This is a genomic window from Qipengyuania sp. (genome assembly GCF_042095715.1).
Taxonomy (GTDB): domain Bacteria; phylum Pseudomonadota; class Alphaproteobacteria; order Sphingomonadales; family Sphingomonadaceae; genus Qipengyuania.
Genome location: NZ_JBELMO010000072.1, coordinates 1 through 15,545 on the forward strand (window position 1 = coordinate 1; position 15,545 = coordinate 15,545).

Genomic DNA, 15,545 nt, shown 5'->3' on the forward strand with positions numbered 1-15,545 from the left:
GCGCAACATGGGCGAAGGGATCGTCGGTCTCGCTCCAGTTGGCGCGCCATAGCGATGCGCCGCCGGTCATCGTGGTTTCGCGGTTGATCACCGCCTCGGGCAGTTCTTCCACGAAGCGGCTGGGGATCGAACTCGTCCATTGGCCGAAGATGCGGCGGTTGGCGGCGTGGAGGATGGTACAGCGCCGCCGGGCGCGCGTGATCGCGACATAGCCAAGGCGGCGCTCCTCCTCGAGGCTGGCGAGGCCGCCTTCGTCGAGCGCGCGCTGGCTGGGGAATACGCCTTCCTCCCAGCCGGGCAGGAACACGTGGTCGAATTCCAAACCCTTGGCGGCATGCATGGTCATGATGGTGACCTTCTCGCCATCGCCCGCCGCATCGTTGTCCATCACCAAGCTGACATGCTCGAGAAAGTCGGTGAGCGTGTCGTATTCCTCCATGGCGCGCGCCAGTTCGACGAGGTTGTCGGCACGGCCCGCGCTTTCGGCGCTGCGGTCCTTGGCGAGCATTTCGTCATAGCCGCTCTCGGCCAGCACCATGCGCAGGAGGTTGGCCGGGGTCTCGCGCTCGGCCACTTCTCGCCAGTGTACGAATTGGCCGAGCAGGGCGACCAGCATGTTGCGCGCGCGAGCGGGCAGTTCGTCACTGTCGGCAAGGTCGAGGCTTGCGGCAGCGAGCGGCATGCCGGTGCGCCGGGCATGGCGGCGCATTGCCTCCAGCGTCTTGGCACCCAGGCCGCGCTTGGGCTGGTTGTAGATCCGCTCGAAACCGAGATCGTCCGCCGGCTGTTCGATCACGCGCAGATAGGCGAGCGCATCGCGGATCTCGGCCCGCTCATAGAAACGAAACCCGCCGATGATGCGATAGTTAAGGCCGATCTGGATGAAGCGGTCCTCGAACTCGCGGGTCTGGTACTGGGCGCGGACCAGGATGGCGACCTGTTCCAGCGAAAGGCCCTCGCGCTCGAACCGTTCGATTTCTTCACCCACACGCCGTGCTTCTTCCGGCGCGTCCCACACGCCGATCACCTGGACCTTTTCACCCTGGGGAAGTTCGGTCCAAAGCTGCTTGCCCAGGCGCTCGCTGTTCTCCGCAATAAGACCTGACGCCGCCGCCAGGATCTGAGGCGTGGAGCGATAATTCTGCTCCAGCTTGATCACCGCCGCGCCGGGAAAATCCTTTTCGAACTTGAGGATATTGGCGACTTCTGCGCCGCGCCATGAATAGATCGACTGGTCGTCATCCCCAACCACGCAGATATTCTTGCGCTCCTGCGCCAGCAGGCGGAGCCACAGGTACTGGACCTGGTTGGTATCCTGATATTCGTCGACCAGAATGTATTTGAAGCGTTTCTGGTAGTGTTCGAGGATATCGCGATTGCGGCGCAGGATGTTGAGGACATGCAGCAGCAGATCGCCGAAATCACAGGTGTTCAGCGCTTTCAAGCGGTCCTGATACAGGCGGTAGAACTGCTGCCCGCGTCCGTTGGCATAGCTCTCGTTCTCGATCGCATCGAGGTCTTCGGGATTGAGCCCGCGGTTCTTCCAGCGGTCGATCAACCCGGCCAGCTGCCGCGCCGGCCAGCGCTTCTCGTCGAGGTCATTTTCGACGATCAGCTGCTTGAGCAGCCGTAGCTGGTCGTCGGTGTCGATGATCGTGTAGTTCTGCTGGAGGCCGACCAGCTCCGCATGGCGGCGTAGCATCCGCGCGCCGATCGAATGGAATGTGCCGAGCCAGGGCATGCCTTCAACCGCATCGCCGATATGGCGCCCGACCCGTTCGCGCATCTCGCGCGCGGCCTTGTTGGTGAAGGTGACGCACAGGATCTCGCTGGGCCAGGCGCGCCGCGTCGCAATGAGATGTGCCAGCCGCGCCGTCAGAGCAGCGGTCTTGCCCGTGCCTGCGCCCGCCAGCATCAGCACCGGCCCTTCCGTGGTCAGGACAGCTTGCTGCTGGGGCGGATTGAGCCGAGCGGCATAGGCGGGCGGTTCGCCGGCGCGCGGGGGGAGGGGTGCGGAACTGGACATAGCGGGAGTTCGAACAGGTAGGGAACGGGGCCAGGGCGTGCAAGATGGTGTCGGAACCAGTCCCCGAGCTCATTCGTAAACAAAGCGACCGAAAATCTCAGTTTGGAGAGAAGTGATATGAAATCGCATCTTGTGGCCGCCGCTGCGGCATTCGCCCTTGCCCTTCCCGCCGGCGGCGCCATCGCTCAGGAAACGATGACCGCCGTGGACGCGGACGGCAACATGTACACCATGACCGAGGTTCAGGAGGGCATGTACGCCAAGTGGCCCGCCGACAGGCAGACGACCTACGATGCATGGCCCGGAACCTATCAGGAATATTACTGGAGCCTCACGCCCGCCCAGCAAGGGGGCTGGTGGGTCCTCAACGACATGCAGCGCGAACGCATCTACAAGATGACGCCCGAGCAGCGCACCGCCGCCTGGAGCGCCATCGCCGCGCAAATGAATGCCCAGACGACCACGCCGGCGGCCAGCGCCAACGCATCGACCACGACCAGCGGTCAGATGCGGTTCGTCAGCAAGGAGATGGCGCAGCCGATTACACAGCGGACCGCGGCATCAATCAATGCCGATGATCTTCCGGTCTGCGAACCCAACCAGCAGGATGGCTGCATCAACAGCTGGGAGAAGAACAAGACCGGCACCAAGCCGCTCGATCACTGGCCGGGCAAGCCCGCCAGCGAGATGTAATTCGCCGGGTTCCAGCATGCGCGCCGCCGAGGCTGGCGCGCCGCTTGGAGGGGGAGGGACTGCCGTGACAGTCTCTCCCCTTTTTGGTGTCATCAAAAAGATCAACAGCTTATTCGCTCTGCCCTATTTTCGACACATTTAGCGCTGGGGCGATGTGTTCCGAGGTTGGGGCGTAGGCGCCCAGGGTTGAGGCGTCTAAGATCAACGCACATCTTGAATTCACCAAACCGCCCAAGGCCTCTTGCTTCTTGCGACAGGTTTTACGGCAGAAGGAGAATACCGATGCGTATATTGATGACATCTTCGCTCGCAGCCCTTGCCTTTGCGATCGCACCAGCCATGGCCCAGGATACCGCAGCGCAGGAGGACCTCGACAATCCCGCGCCGCCTGTCAGCGGGACAATGGCACCCACGCCCGATGAGACTACCGTTGATCGCATGGAGGGCACCCACCCTGCGCCGATGACGGATGCGGATGAGGCGAACCAGCCCCCCGCAACCGATCCGTTGGCCACCACGCAAACGCCACCTGCGGCCGAGCCGGTGCCTTCGCCGACGGACGATCCGATGGCCCAGCCATTGCCCGCCGAAGCCCCCGCCGATCCCTCAGCGAAAACCACGAACCCGACACCCGCCGAAGCGCTCGACGCCATGGCCGATGGTACCGCTCCCACTCCGGACGTTTATCGCGCCACACTGAGCCCCGAACGCCAGGCGCTCTTTGATCGCATCGCCCCGGCGGACCAGGCCAAGATCGTCGCGATGACCGAAGCGCAGCAGGAGCAGACCTGGGCCTCACTCGAACAGCAGGCCGCCGAGCAGGAAGCGGCTGAACCCGAAGACGCCGCTCAATAATCGGCTATTTTCAATCGGCGAGGCGGAGCAGGGACAGCTTCGCCTTGCCGACTTTTCGTTCGGCCACGATGGAAAGCAGCTTTACGTCCACCACTTCGCGCGCGGAGGTTTCCAGCGCGATCCACGTCTGCGGTCCGATCCAGCCCAGGCGGATCATCCGGTCGAGCGCGACTTGACCTGCGCCGGTATCGTAGGGCGGATCAAGCAGGATGAGGTCATGCGGCGCCTTTGCCGGGCCGAGCGCCATCACCGATCCGGCCTGCACCACCGCCTTGGCGCGGGCGCCCAGCGCTTCCACATTGGCGCGGATCGCTTTTACGGCTGCCGCATCCTGCTCCACGAAGAGGCAGCTGGCAGCACCCCTGGAAAGCGCCTCCAAACCCAGCGCGCCCGACCCTGCGAAAAGGTCCAGGACGCTAAGCTCCTCGAAGCTGCCCAGCCGGCTCGTGAGCATGGAGAATAGCGTCTCGCGTGTGCGGTCGCCGGTGGGGCGTGTCGCATCGCCTGCCGGGGCCGACATCTTTCGGCCGCGCCACTCGCCGGCGATGATTCTCATTTGCGGTCCGTCCGGGGCTTCAGCCCCTTGCGGAATCGCTCGACATCGCTTTGACGGATCTCGACCGCCTGACCGCGTGGCAGGTCGGCAAGCTGGAAGGGCCCATAGGCAGTGCGCAGCAAGCGGCTGACCTGAAGTCCCAGATGTTCCAGAACGCGGCGGACCTCGCGGTTTTTCCCCTCCGTCAGGGTTAGTTCGATCCAGCGATTGCGGCCTGAGGAGCGCTCCAGATCAGCCTCGATCCGGCCATATCGCACGCCTTCGATGGTGACCCCTTCCATCAGCTCGTCAAGCTGGGCTTGCGTCACATCGCCGAACGCGCGTGCACGATAGGTACGCGGAATGCCGCTGGAGGGGAGCTCCATCGCCCGCTTGAGTTCGCCGTCGTTGGTCATCAACAGCAGGCCCTCCGTGGTGAAGTCCAGCCGACCGACTGGCATCAGTCGCGGCGCACCGCGGGGCAGGGCATTGCGCAGGGCGGTGTAGATGGTCGGTCGGCCGCGCGGATCGCGTTCCGCGGTGATGAGCCCGCTGGGTTTGTGAAACGCGAACAGCCGAGCCGCTTCCGCCTGCGCCACCGGTTTGCCGTCCACGGTGACGCCGCGCAGCGTCTCCAGCTTGACGGCGGGGGTATCGAGGACCTTGCCGTCCAGCGCCACGCGACCGTCCGCAATCATCCGCTCGATTTCGCGCCTGCTGGCAACGCCCGCGCGCGCGAGCAGTTTGGCGATCCGGTCGCCGGCCTCGGGTAGGGAGTTCGCCATTTGCGCCCATTAGGCGGCAACGCCATGCAAATCCACCACGCAGCCCGTTCAATCCAGCGCTTTTCCCACCAGGAAACTGTTGATGGTCATCCGCCCGCAGGATCGCGCGCGCGCGGGGTCGGGGGCCTGCGGGATGATGCCAGAATGCAACGTCCGCGCGCGATAGAGAACCGCGCGGTCCCGTCGCGCCTCGACGGCCCCGATGCGATCATAGCATTCGGTTTCGCCGCCGATATAGCCGGCAGGCGGCGGGCCATGCTCCGCCGCGTCGGCCATGCGCGCCGCCTTGTAGATTTCCAGCCGGTTCGGCGTGACGGTCTCGAACCCGGTGCGGCGCTGGCGAAAGAACGCGGTCCCGCCAGTTTCGGGCCCTTGCGTGTAATGCAGCAGGGCCACCACCGCGGGAGAGGTATGATCGTAATGCGGTATGCGCTGCGGCGCCATCAGCGCATCGGGCGTGCGCGACACGATCGAAAAATCGCAGGTCTGGACTATCGCCTGTTCGATGGCGAAGACTTCGGCAAGTATCTGGATCAGGAAATCGAGGCGCGTTTCGAGATAGGCCGGATCCGCGGGCGCACGAAGCCCGGGATACATGCGCTGTTCGGCATAGTCTGCTCGGCGGCCTTCGGCTTCCAGCGCATCGATGCCGCCGCTGAACCCATCGATGACGACCACCGGTTCCCGCTCGCGACCGAAGCGCTCGACCGTGAAACGGTTGGGCGCTGCGGCTGCGTGCATCAGTTCGCCGCGCGCAGCGCGTCCTCCACGGTCTCGTGATAGCGGCGGATACCGGCTTCGAGCGTTCCCAGGGTAAGTTCTGGGACAGCACCGGTGGAAAGCCCCTGCTGCCCGAGCTCGGCGGCGCGGAAATCTTCCCCCGCGAACACTCCACCATCCAGCAGGGCCCAGCTGCGTTCCCAGTGGTCGCGCGCCTTGTCGGTCGCCGGTTCCTCTGGAATGAGCATGAAATCCTCCACGAGCGTGAGGTCGTGCGCCTGCGGCATCATGGTCATGACATTGAGATAATCGGGGCTCGGGATGATGAGCGCGCCGGGCACAAGTTGATAGGCGAAGGTTATGACCCGGCGCAGCGTGGCCATGTTTTCGAGATCGACACCGTCCATCTCCTCGAGCCTGCCCACCGCCGATCGCGCAAAGGGGCCGATCATGTCCCCGGAAGTCACGCCATCCTTGAAAAAAGGCCCGATGGTTTTCGCGTGAAGGCGCGTGACGTGATAGCTTTCGAGGAAGGCATCCATGATAAGCTTCCAGTTCGCGCGGACGGTATGCGTTTTGCGCCGGAACAGGACATGGGCCGCGGTCCCGAAGGCATCCATGTCCTCACCCAGGGCGCGCGCGTGAGCAAAATCGGCATGATCGGCTGGGGAGAACCAGATCAGCCCGCCCGCTTCGCAGCTGGGCAGTTCGACCAGCCCCATCTTCCCCTTGTCCATCCCGGGGAAGCTATCGGGACGGGGTAAAGCCAGAAGCCGCCCGTCCACCGAATAGGTCCAGGCGTGATAGGGGCACACCAGCTTCTTGGTGCAGACCGCGTCCTTCCCCTCGACCAGCCGCGTTCCGCGATGTCGACACACGTTGAGGAAGACATGCGCGTTTCCCTCGGCATCGCGGGTGATGAGCAGGGGGCGCCCGGTGGTGTCGTGCGGCAGCGCCATGCCCGCTTCGGGGAGGAGCGCACTCGGCACCAGAATCTGCGGCATCCGATCATAGAGCGCGCGCCGTTCACGCTCGAAATGCGCCGGATCGGTATAGACCGTGGCAGGAACGTGTGTGATCGCCTCTCCACGCGCTTCGCCACCCTCGGCGATGGCCCGCGCCAGAGCCAGTTGGCCGGGTGTGGGCCTTAATTCGCGATTGACGGTGGATGCCTCTGCCATGCCGACTGTTCCCGTTCAGCTTCACCCGCTAACGTCGCAGACTTTCGGGGTCGAGAAAAGGTCGAAGCATATATGGTCGAAGCAGTTGCCGGTAAGAAGCCGTCGAGCTGGCGCGTGCTCGGGCGCGCTCTCACAGATCGCAAGACCGGCTTTATGTTGCTGTTCGGCTTCGCCAGCGGCCTGCCCTTTGCCCTGTTCCTCGGGACTTTGTTCGCCTGGCTGACCGAAGCGGAGGTCGATCTGGAGACGATGGGCGTCTTCAGCCTGATCGGGCTTGCCTATGCGTTTCAGTTCATCTGGTCGCCGCTGATCGACAAGGTCGATCTTCCGGGCCTGCGCCGACTGGGCAAGCGCAAGCAGTGGATCATCCCGATGCAGCTTCTGCTGGGTGCGATCCTGGTGACGATGGCGGCGCTGGACCCCGGCTCCCAACTCGGCACCTTCAGCCTGCTCGCAGGTATCGGCGCCCTGGCCAGCGCCACGCAGGATATCGCCATCAACGCCTGGCGCATCGATGTGGCGGATGAAAAGGCCACGCTCGATATCCTTTCCACCGTCTATCAGATGGGGTTCCGGCTTTCCTCCCTCATGGGGGGCGCGCTGGCGCTGATCATTGCGGAGCGGATCGGCTGGCCGCAGACCTATGTGTTGATGGGCGGATTGCTTCTGGCTGTCGGCGCAGCGGGCTTTTTCGCTCCCGATTCCGATCAGTCCGCGATCGCCGACACCGCGGAGAGCGACGAGCAGGTTCGCGCGCTGCGCCATGCGGGCCAGCTTTCGCCCAAGGTCCGCTATCGCGCGCTTGCGATCGTCGGTGTGCTGTGGGCAGGTGCCATCGCGGTGCTGCTAAACTTCATGATCCAGTCGATGACTGCGGCCCCGGAAAACCGCCCTGACCCCACCGATTTTACGCTCAACTGGGGCCCGTGGGTGATCGTCGCCACGATCGTACTGCCCGCGCTGATCGCGGGCTGGCTAGCGGGGCAGCAGCGGAAAGGGGTAAATCTTCTCGCGGAGGACGCGCCGCGCGCCACGGGGGGCGCCTTCGCGCTCGATCACCTTTATCGCGCGCTGGTGCTGCCGCTGGTGGAGTTCGTGGGCCGGATGGGCTGGTCGCTGGTGCTGATCCTGGCGCTGGTGCTCACCTACCGTATTTGCGACGCCATCTGGGGCACATTCGCCTATCCGTTCTATCTGGGCGAATTGCAGTACACCAAGGACGAGGTCGCCTTTGCCTCGAAGATCTTCGGCATAGGTGCGATCGTGCTGGGGCTGGCGATCGGCGGCTGGATGCTGACGGCCATCGGGCGGATGCCCACGCTGCTGATCGGCGGATTGCTCGCGGCGCTCACCAATCTGCTGTATGCCGACATGGCGCTCGGCGGGCCGACGATGGGTGCGGTGGCGGACGCGACCGGCTTCACTGCGCTGATTTCCAGCTTCCCCGGCGGGAGCCCCAAGCTAGCCAAACTCATGCTGACCATCGGTGGCGAAAACCTCGCGATCGGCATCGCGGGCGCAGCCTTCATCGCTTGGCTATCCTCGATCGTTTCGAAGCAATTCAGCGCGGTGCAATATGCCTTGCTGTCCTCGCTCACGCTGCTCATCGGCACCATCGGGCGCGGTGCCCTGGGCCAGATGATCGAACGGCAAGGTTATTACGACGTCTTCATTCTCACGACCTGGATCGGCGTGGGTGCGATGGTTCTGGTCGTGCTGGAATGGTGGCGCCAGAGCCGACCGGGCGCGAGCGGCGTGGTTTCGCCCGAAGCACCCTCGGCAGTCGCGCCGGCGGAATAATCAGTCCGGCAATTCCTCGTTCAACTTCAAGACCTCGCCCGCGAGATAGAGCGAGCCTGCGATCAACACCGGCAGGCCATCGTCGGGCAATTTGTCGAAAGCTTCATGTAGCCCCGGCGCATTGTCGATCGCCCGCTTGATCGCTTCCCCGAAGGATTTGGAACCATGATGTTCGTGCCTCGGCACGGGTACGGCGATCGCACTTTCCACACCGAACGCGAGCGAGCCTAGCAAAGCCGCCGGGTTTTTGTTTGCGAGCATCCCGATGACGAGGTGAAATCTCCGCCCGGCAAAGTGGCGGGCCAGCATCGCGCCAGCGTCGGGATTGTGTCCTCCGTCCAGCCAGACCTCCCGGTCACCAACCAGTGGGCCAGGTGACAGGCGCTGCAGGCGCGCGGGCCAGCGGGCGGCGCGGATGCCCCGCGCCATGGCGTCGCGCCCCACGCTGACGAAATCCTGATGCCGCAGCATCGCCACCGCGAGCGCGGCATTATCCGCCTGATGCAGGCCAGGCAGTGTGGGCAACGGCAGCGCCAGCGCGCCGTCACGATCCTGATAGTGCAGGCCGAGGTCGGTCGCCTCCGCTTCCCACTGCTGTCCGCGCATCGCCAGCGGCGCGCCGGCCGCAATCGCGGCACGCTCGATCTCCAGCGTCGGCCCCTCTGGATAGGACTGCGTGACGAGACTGCATCCGGTCTTCACGATGCCCGCCTTCTCGAACGCGATGCGCGCCAGCGGCTCGGCGGGCGTATCCTTCTCTGGGGCGAGCAGGAAGCGTTCGTGGTCGAGCCCCAGCGTGGCGATCCCGCAGGCGGCGGGGTGGGGCAGGACGTTGGTCGCATCGAAGCGCCCGCCCAGCCCGACTTCGATCACGCAGGCATCGGCGGGCACACGCGCGAATTCCAGGAAAGCGGCGGCGATGGTCACCTCGAAAAAGCTGGGCGACAGCTCCTCTCCCGCATCCAGCACCTCGGCCAGCACGGCGGCGAGCCGCTCGTCAGAAATCAGTTCGCCCGCTACGCGAATGCGCTCGTTGTAGCGGACGAGATGCGGGCTGGTGGTGACATGGACGCGCTTGCCATCTGCTTCCAGCATGGCGCGCAGGAAGGCGCAGGTGGAACCCTTGCCGTTGGTGCCCGCGACGTGGAAGGCGGGGGGCAGGCTGTCGTGCGGATCGCCCAGCCGCGCCAGCAGTTTGTGGATGGTCTCGAGGCCGAGGCGCCCCTCGGGCACGCTGAGCGCGCCGAGCCGGTCGAGTTGGCGCTGAACTGCCGGGTCGGACGATGTGGCGAAATCGCGCATGCGGCCCCTTCCGTCAGTCGATACTCAAATGCCACCTCACCAATTCCGCGGCGCGGAAGCGGGGAGGATTTATCGCCGCCTTGGAGGCTCGCACTAGGCGGCCTGTTTGGGCGCCAGGTAATCCAGCACGGTTGCCAGCGTTCCCTTCAGCTCCTTGCGGTGCACGACCATGTCCAGCATTCCGTGCTTCTGAAGGTATTCAGCGCGCTGAAACCCTTCTGGAAGCTGTTCGCGGATGGTATCCTGGATCACGCGCTGACCGGCAAATCCGATGAGAGCGCCCGGCTCTGCGATCTGGATATCGCCCAGCATGGCATAGCTCGCGGTGACCCCGCCGGTGGTCGGATCGGTCAGGATCACGATATAGGGAAGGCCCGCCTGCTTCAGGCGGCGGGTCATGACGGTGGCCTTGGGCATCTGCATAAGGGACAAGATTCCCTCCTGCATGCGCGCGCCGCCTGCTGCGGTCACCACGACATAGGGGCACTTCATCGTCAGCGCACGCTCCGCGCCCTGGCAGAAGGCGGTGCCCACGGCCTGGCCCATGCTGCCGCCCATAAAGCCGAAATCCTGCACGCCGACCACCGCCGCGTGGCCCTCGATCGAGCCGAAGGCGACCTGGAAGGCATCCTTGTAAGGGTTCTTGGCACGCGCCTTCTTCAGCCGCTCCGTATATTTGGCGGTGTCGCGGAACTTGAGCGGATCTTCCTTCACGTCCGGCTCCGACAGCACGACATAGCCGGGGTCCATCAGCATACGCAGCCGCTCGTCGGTGGAGAGGCGGCCATGATGCTCGCAGCGGGGGCAGACGTGCAGATTGTCGCGATATTCCTGCGCGAAGATCATTTCCTGGCACGAAGGGCACTTGATCCAGAGCGTATCGTCGGTCGTGCGCTTGGGGATGAAGGGCAGGGAATTGCGGACGCGAGTGAACCAGTTCATGCCGCGCCCCTTGCCGCAGAATGCACCGCCTGGGCAAGCGCGGCGGTGTAGTTGCGGATGTGGGCAGGGGCCTCGGCCCCGTGCTTTTCCACCAACTCCACCAGCGCAGAGCCGACGACGACCCCATCGGCCACGCTGGCGACGGCGGCTGCCTGTTCAGGCGTCCGGATGCCGAAGCCGACTGCGATGGGCAGATCGGTCGCCGCCTTCAGTTCGCGAACCTTGACCTCGATCGAGCTTGAGCTTGCCTGCTGGCTACCGGTGATGCCCGCAACGGATACATAATAGACGAAGCCGCCGGACCCTTCGAGCACCTGCGGCAGACGTTTCGCGTCGGTGGTGGGGGTGGCGAGGCGGATCGGGGCGATGCCCTTGACGCGAAGGGCGGGGCCGAGAGCCTCGTCCTCCTCCGGAGGAATATCGACGCAGATCACACCGTCGACCCCGGCGGCCTCGCACTGGTCCGCGAACCATTCCGGCCCGCGCCGCACCATCGGGTTGGCATAGCCCATCAGCACCAGCGGAGTGTCGGCATGCCGCTTGCGAAACTCGGCGGCGATGTGAAAGACATCGGCGGTTTTCGTGCCGATCCCCAGCGAGCGGATATTCGCCGCCTGAATAGCGGGGCCATCGGCCATCGGATCGGTGAAGGGCATCCCCAACTCGATCACATCGGCGCCGCCCTCGACCAGCGCGTCTAGGTTGGCCGCTGTGTCGCCATCGCCAGCGGTGAGGAAGCAGACGAGTGCGGGATGCGGTTTCGCGAAAGCTGAAGAGAGGCGGGTCATTCGAAAGTTCTCGGGCGGAGGAGCGCGATTAATGAGATCACGGAGGCAAAAAGCAGGACAAAGAGGGCGTCCGGCCAATCAAAGTCAGTGCCCTTCTGGACACCTCGCCAAATGCCCATGAAGACTGTCATAAAGCCGAAAATCAGCAGCGCTGGTCCCCAACTCGGCACACGGGATTTCCGAGCGTGCTCTGACGAACCTTTTCGTTTTCTGCGCTGCCTAGCGCGCTGCTTCGTCAAATCCCCACTCCCAGCTTTTCGGCGACGGTGAAAATGTCCTTGTCCCCACGGCCGCAAAGGTTGGCGAGGATGATCTGGTCGCGGTCCATTTCCTTCGCGCGCTTGGCCACCGCAGCGATGGCGTGGCTGGGTTCGAGCGCGGGGATGATGCCCTCGGTGCGGCAGAGCAGCTGGAACGCCTCCAGCGCCTCGTCATCGGTGACGGCGGTGTACTCCACGCGGCCCATATCCTTGAGCCAGGCGTGTTCGGGGCCGATGCCGGGATAGTCCAGCCCGGCGCTGATCGAGTGGCCCTCGGTGATCTGGCCATCCTCGTCTTGCAAAAGATATGTCTTGTTGCCGTGGAGCACCCCGGGGAAGCCGCCGAGGAGGCTCGCCGCATGCTGATCGCCGTCGAGGCCGTAGCCTGCCGCTTCCACGCCCAGCATCTTCACATCCGGGTCGTCGAGGAAGGGGTGGAACAGCCCCAGCGCGTTCGATCCGCCGCCGATCGCCGCCACCAGCAGATCGGGCAGGCGATCGATGCGGGACAGCATCTGCGCGCGCGCTTCCTTGCCGATCACGCTCTGGAAATCGCGAACGAGCTCGGGATAAGGGTGCGGGCCTGCGGCGGTGCCGATGATGTAGAAGGTGTCATGGACGTTGGCGACCCAGTCGCGCAGCCCCTCGTTCATGGCGTCTTTCAGCGTCGCCGCGCCACTGGTGACCGGCACCACCTCCGCGCCCAAGAGCTTCATGCGGAACACGTTGGGTTGTTGGCGCGCCACGTCGGTCGCGCCCATGTAGATCACGCAGGGCAGGCCGAAGCGCGCGCAGACGGTGGCGGTGGCCACGCCGTGCTGGCCCGCGCCGGTTTCCGCGATGATGCGCGTCTTGCCCATCCGCATGGCCAGCAGGATCTGCCCGATGCAGTTGTTGATCTTGTGCGCGCCGGTATGATTGAGCTCGTCCCGCTTGAACCAGATTTGCGCCCCGCCGACAGCCTCGGTCAGCCGTTCGGCAAAATAAAGAGGGCTGGGGCGCCCCACGTAATGTTCCAGCAGATCGTCGAACTGCGCCTTGAAGCTCGAGTCAGCTTGAGCTTTGCGATATTCGCGTTCGAGCTCCAGGATCAGCGGCATCAGGGTCTCGGCGACATAGCGCCCGCCGTAATCGCCAAAGTGTCCGCGCTCGTCGGGCATGGTGCGGAAAGAATTGGGTTGGATGGCCATGCAGGTCCCATGCCCGCCTCCCGCGCCGAAGTCGAGATGCGGGCGCCTGTCGTTGGCCGGTTCCGTGTCGACGGTTCGTCGGTGGACCTCGGTTTTGGTCGCGCGCGTCATGACGTTCATCGACTGGTGCTGTAAAAGAAAGCGGGTCGGCGACAGAGGCGCACCACGTTTTCCACCTAATCATGGGTGGAAACGATGAGGACCAAAGACATGAGTAAGTATTCGACCGCAATGGCAGCTGCGATGGTCGCGGCTCTTGCAGTCACCGCACCTGCAAGTGCAAACGAAGCCCGCGTGGAAGTGCGCGGAGGACCGATTTTCGTCGCCGACGAGACAGAAGCGACTGTCGGTGTGGCAGCAGGTTACGATTTCGACCTTGGTTCAACCGTGTTCGCCGGCGCTGAAGTCTCGGCGGACAAGGTTCTGGTCGAAGGTGCCGAAATCTATGTCGGCTTCACCGGGCGCCTCGGTGCTCATGTGGGCGAGCGCGGCAAGCTTTTCGCCGCCGGCGGCTACACCGTGGGCGAGGGCGAGGATGTCTGGCACCTCGGCGCTGGCTACGAGCATCGCGTTACTGACGCCGTCTATGTAAAGGGCGAATACCGCCACTATTTCAGCGATTTCGCCAATGCGGACGCCGATGCAGTCGTGGTGGGCGTCGGCTACAAATTCTGATCGCGACCCTGCTAGGGCCATGCCTGCGCGCTGGGACGGGCGGTACCTCGGGGCCGCCCGTTTCCATGTCCGGCTCAGGCAGTGCGTGCGGCTCCCACGAAGGCGCGAATCTTGCCCGCATCCTTTATGCCCGGTTCTGTCTCCAGGCCGCTGGACGCATCCACCAACGGTGCGCCCGTGCGGCGGATCGCCTCCGCGACGTTGTCAGGGTTAAGGCCACCTGCAAGCGCCCAGGGCATGAACGGCTCCCACCCTTCGAGCAGGTCCCACTGCGCCAGCGTGCCGTTGCCGCCCGGCAAACCACCGGGCAGGGGATTGGCCGGCGCGTCGAAGAGCAGGCGGTCGGCCACGCCCTCGAACGCGCGGGCCTTTTCGAGCGTGTTGGCGTCGCGTAGCCCGAAGCTGCGCCAGCACTCCATCGTGGGAATGGTCTTCTTGACGAGCGCGATCCATTCCCTGGTCTCGCTGCCGTGAAATTGCAGCACATCGGGGCGAATCACCTCATAGGCGCGCGCCAATTCCTCGGGCTGCAGCTTGGAGGAGACGAGAACCAGCTTGACGCTCTCCGGCACGCGGCGGCGCAGCCGGGCGGCATCTTCCAGCGTCAGGTGGCGCGGGCTGGGTTCGAAATGGACAAAGCCGACATGAGTCGCGCCGGCGTCCACGGCGGCATCGATGGTCTCGGGTGTAGAAAGCCCGCAAATCTTGATCATGGTATCCGGCATAGGCGCGCGCCTTAGCAATCAGGCAAGCGGTTTGGCCAGCACCGTCATGTAGAGCGGCGGGTCGAGCGCGACGGGAAAGTCCCGCTGTTCGCCGGTTACCTGCCACCCGCGGCGCTGGTAATAGGCGATGAGCTCGCTGCGCTGCTCGATGACGGTCATTTCAATCGCGGAACAGCCGAACGCGTCATGCGCGTGTGTCTCGGCTGCGGCGATCAGCCCGCGTCCGAGGCCTTCACCCTGGCGTGTCGGTTCTATGCATAGCAGGCCGAGGTAGGCGAGGTTGCTGCTGCGCCGGGCCACGTTCACGCAGCCCAGCAATGTTCCACCTTCCAGCATTACCAGCTGCGTCTGATCCGGATCGTGGAGGATCTCTTCAAGCTCGCCTTCAGACAGCCGCGTGTCGAACAACAAGTCCGCCTCATGAGTCCACCCCAGCCTGGCGGTGTCGCCGCGATAGGCACGTTCGATCAGCGCGGCGAGGGCAGGGAGGTCGGCGGAAGTGGCCGGCCGGATATCCGCCGCCATCGGTCAGAGCGTGGATTCGATTTCGCGGGCGGCGGCGACAGGATCGGAGGCGCGGCTGATCGGGCGGCCGATTACGAGCACGCTAGCCCCATCGTCACGCGCCTTACGCGGCGTGACGACGCGCTTCTGATCGCCGGCATCGCCCCCGGCGGGGCGCAGGCCGGGCACCACGAAATATCCGTCCTTCCAGCGATCGTGAACCGCCTTCACTTCCTTGCCCGAACACACCACGCCATCGAGCCCGGCCTCGCGCGCGAGATCCGTCAGGCGCAGCACCTGATCGTGGGCCGAACCTTCTATCCCGGTGCGCTGCAGATCGCGATCGTCCATGCTGGTGAGGGTGGTGACCCCCACGACTCTGGTATGCTCGCCGGCCGCAGCCTTGGCATCTTCCATCATCGCGCGCCCGCCGCTTGCGTGCACGGTCACGATCGCGGGTTCGAGTACGTGGATGGCCTGCATGGCCCGCGCCACGGTGTTGGGAATATCGTACAGCTTGAGGTCGAGGAATATCGGCAGGCCGAGGCCGGAAAGCATATGCAC

At 64.5% G+C, this 15,545-nt stretch carries 16 protein-coding genes; 4 read left to right on the forward strand and 12 right to left on the reverse strand.

Going from position 1 to position 15,545, the window contains the following annotated elements; genetic code table 11:
• A partial coding sequence (locus ACFDTG_RS13840) for an ATP-dependent helicase (protein ID WP_375291605.1) occupies positions 1 to 2,026 on the reverse strand: 2,026 nt, incomplete at its 3' end.
• Positions 2,027 to 2,143: 117 nt separating this feature from the next.
• Here ACFDTG_RS13840 and ACFDTG_RS13845 point away from each other — a divergent pair.
• On the forward strand, positions 2,144 to 2,719 hold the full coding sequence (locus ACFDTG_RS13845) for a hypothetical protein (protein ID WP_375291606.1): 576 nt from the start codon (positions 2,144 to 2,146) through the stop codon (positions 2,717 to 2,719).
• Between the two features lie 282 nt (positions 2,720 to 3,001).
• Positions 3,002 to 3,574 (forward strand): hypothetical protein, encoded by a 573-nt coding sequence (locus ACFDTG_RS13850; RefSeq protein ID WP_375291607.1) that lies wholly within the window; start codon positions 3,002 to 3,004, stop codon positions 3,572 to 3,574.
• 10 nt (positions 3,575 to 3,584) lie between these two features.
• Here ACFDTG_RS13850 and rsmD read toward each other — a convergent pair whose 3' ends face one another.
• The 4 genes from rsmD to ACFDTG_RS13870 are packed head-to-tail and all read right to left on the reverse strand — an operon-like array spanning position 3,585 to position 6,795.
• Positions 3,585 to 4,130 carry a 16S rRNA (guanine(966)-N(2))-methyltransferase RsmD gene (rsmD, locus tag ACFDTG_RS13855; RefSeq protein WP_375291608.1) on the reverse strand — a complete coding sequence of 182 codons (546 nt, stop codon included), beginning with the start codon at positions 4,128 to 4,130 and terminating at the stop codon, positions 3,585 to 3,587.
• Positions 4,127 to 4,894, reverse strand: coding sequence for a pseudouridine synthase (locus tag ACFDTG_RS13860; RefSeq protein ID WP_375291609.1), 768 nt, complete (start codon positions 4,892 to 4,894; stop codon positions 4,127 to 4,129). The genes rsmD and ACFDTG_RS13860 overlap by 4 nt, the downstream gene beginning before the upstream one ends.
• A gap of 48 nt (positions 4,895 to 4,942) precedes the next feature.
• Entirely contained in the window at positions 4,943 to 5,635 is a 693-nt protein-coding gene (locus tag ACFDTG_RS13865; protein ID WP_375291610.1) for a DUF6445 family protein, read from the reverse strand.
• Positions 5,635 to 6,795, reverse strand: coding sequence for an aromatic ring-hydroxylating dioxygenase subunit alpha (locus tag ACFDTG_RS13870; protein ID WP_375291611.1), 1,161 nt, complete (start codon positions 6,793 to 6,795; stop codon positions 5,635 to 5,637). Before ACFDTG_RS13870 ends, ACFDTG_RS13865 begins: the two co-directional genes overlap by 1 nt.
• A 72-nt stretch (positions 6,796 to 6,867) precedes the next feature.
• On the opposite strand from ACFDTG_RS13870, the gene ACFDTG_RS13875 reads away from it, so the two are divergent.
• Positions 6,868 to 8,595, forward strand: a complete 1,728-nt coding sequence (locus ACFDTG_RS13875) for an MFS transporter (RefSeq protein ID WP_375291612.1) — start codon at positions 6,868 to 6,870, stop codon at positions 8,593 to 8,595.
• Here ACFDTG_RS13875 and ACFDTG_RS13880 read toward each other — a convergent pair whose 3' ends face one another.
• The 4 genes from ACFDTG_RS13880 to trpB all read right to left on the reverse strand — a co-directional run bounded on the left by ACFDTG_RS13880 (position 8,596) and on the right by trpB (position 13,077).
• Positions 8,596 to 9,897 carry a bifunctional folylpolyglutamate synthase/dihydrofolate synthase gene (locus tag ACFDTG_RS13880; protein ID WP_375291613.1) on the reverse strand — a complete coding sequence of 434 codons (1,302 nt, stop codon included), beginning with the start codon at positions 9,895 to 9,897 and terminating at the stop codon, positions 8,596 to 8,598.
• A 93-nt stretch (positions 9,898 to 9,990) separates the two neighbouring features.
• Positions 9,991 to 10,839, reverse strand: coding sequence for an acetyl-CoA carboxylase, carboxyltransferase subunit beta (gene accD, locus ACFDTG_RS13885; RefSeq protein ID WP_375291614.1), 849 nt, complete (start codon positions 10,837 to 10,839; stop codon positions 9,991 to 9,993).
• Complete coding sequence (gene trpA, locus ACFDTG_RS13890; protein ID WP_375291615.1) at positions 10,836 to 11,627, reverse strand: tryptophan synthase subunit alpha; 792 nt, start codon at positions 11,625 to 11,627, stop codon at positions 10,836 to 10,838. The genes accD and trpA overlap by 4 nt, the downstream gene beginning before the upstream one ends.
• A 235-nt stretch (positions 11,628 to 11,862) precedes the next feature.
• On the reverse strand, positions 11,863 to 13,077 hold the full coding sequence (gene trpB / locus ACFDTG_RS13895) for a tryptophan synthase subunit beta (RefSeq protein ID WP_375291620.1): 1,215 nt from the start codon (positions 13,075 to 13,077) through the stop codon (positions 11,863 to 11,865).
• Positions 13,078 to 13,287: 210 nt separating this feature from the next.
• Here trpB and ACFDTG_RS13900 point away from each other — a divergent pair, with 210 nt between their 5' ends.
• Positions 13,288 to 13,752: an outer membrane protein gene (locus tag ACFDTG_RS13900; RefSeq protein ID WP_375291616.1), complete on the forward strand. Its 465-nt coding sequence runs from the start codon at positions 13,288 to 13,290 to the stop codon at positions 13,750 to 13,752.
• Between the two features lie 74 nt (positions 13,753 to 13,826).
• Here ACFDTG_RS13900 and ACFDTG_RS13905 read toward each other — a convergent pair whose 3' ends face one another.
• From ACFDTG_RS13905 to pyrF, 3 genes are all read right to left on the reverse strand, one after another.
• Complete coding sequence (locus ACFDTG_RS13905) at positions 13,827 to 14,477, reverse strand: phosphoribosylanthranilate isomerase (protein WP_375291617.1); 651 nt, start codon at positions 14,475 to 14,477, stop codon at positions 13,827 to 13,829.
• A gap of 18 nt (positions 14,478 to 14,495) precedes the next feature.
• The gene (locus ACFDTG_RS13910; RefSeq protein ID WP_375291618.1) at positions 14,496 to 15,002 is read right to left on the reverse strand and encodes a GNAT family N-acetyltransferase; all 507 of its coding nucleotides are present in this window, start codon (positions 15,000 to 15,002) and stop codon (positions 14,496 to 14,498) included.
• A 3-nt stretch (positions 15,003 to 15,005) separates the two neighbouring features.
• Positions 15,006 to 15,545, reverse strand: a 540-nt coding sequence (pyrF, locus tag ACFDTG_RS13915; RefSeq protein WP_375291619.1) for an orotidine-5'-phosphate decarboxylase, incomplete at its 5' end; no start/stop codon positions are given.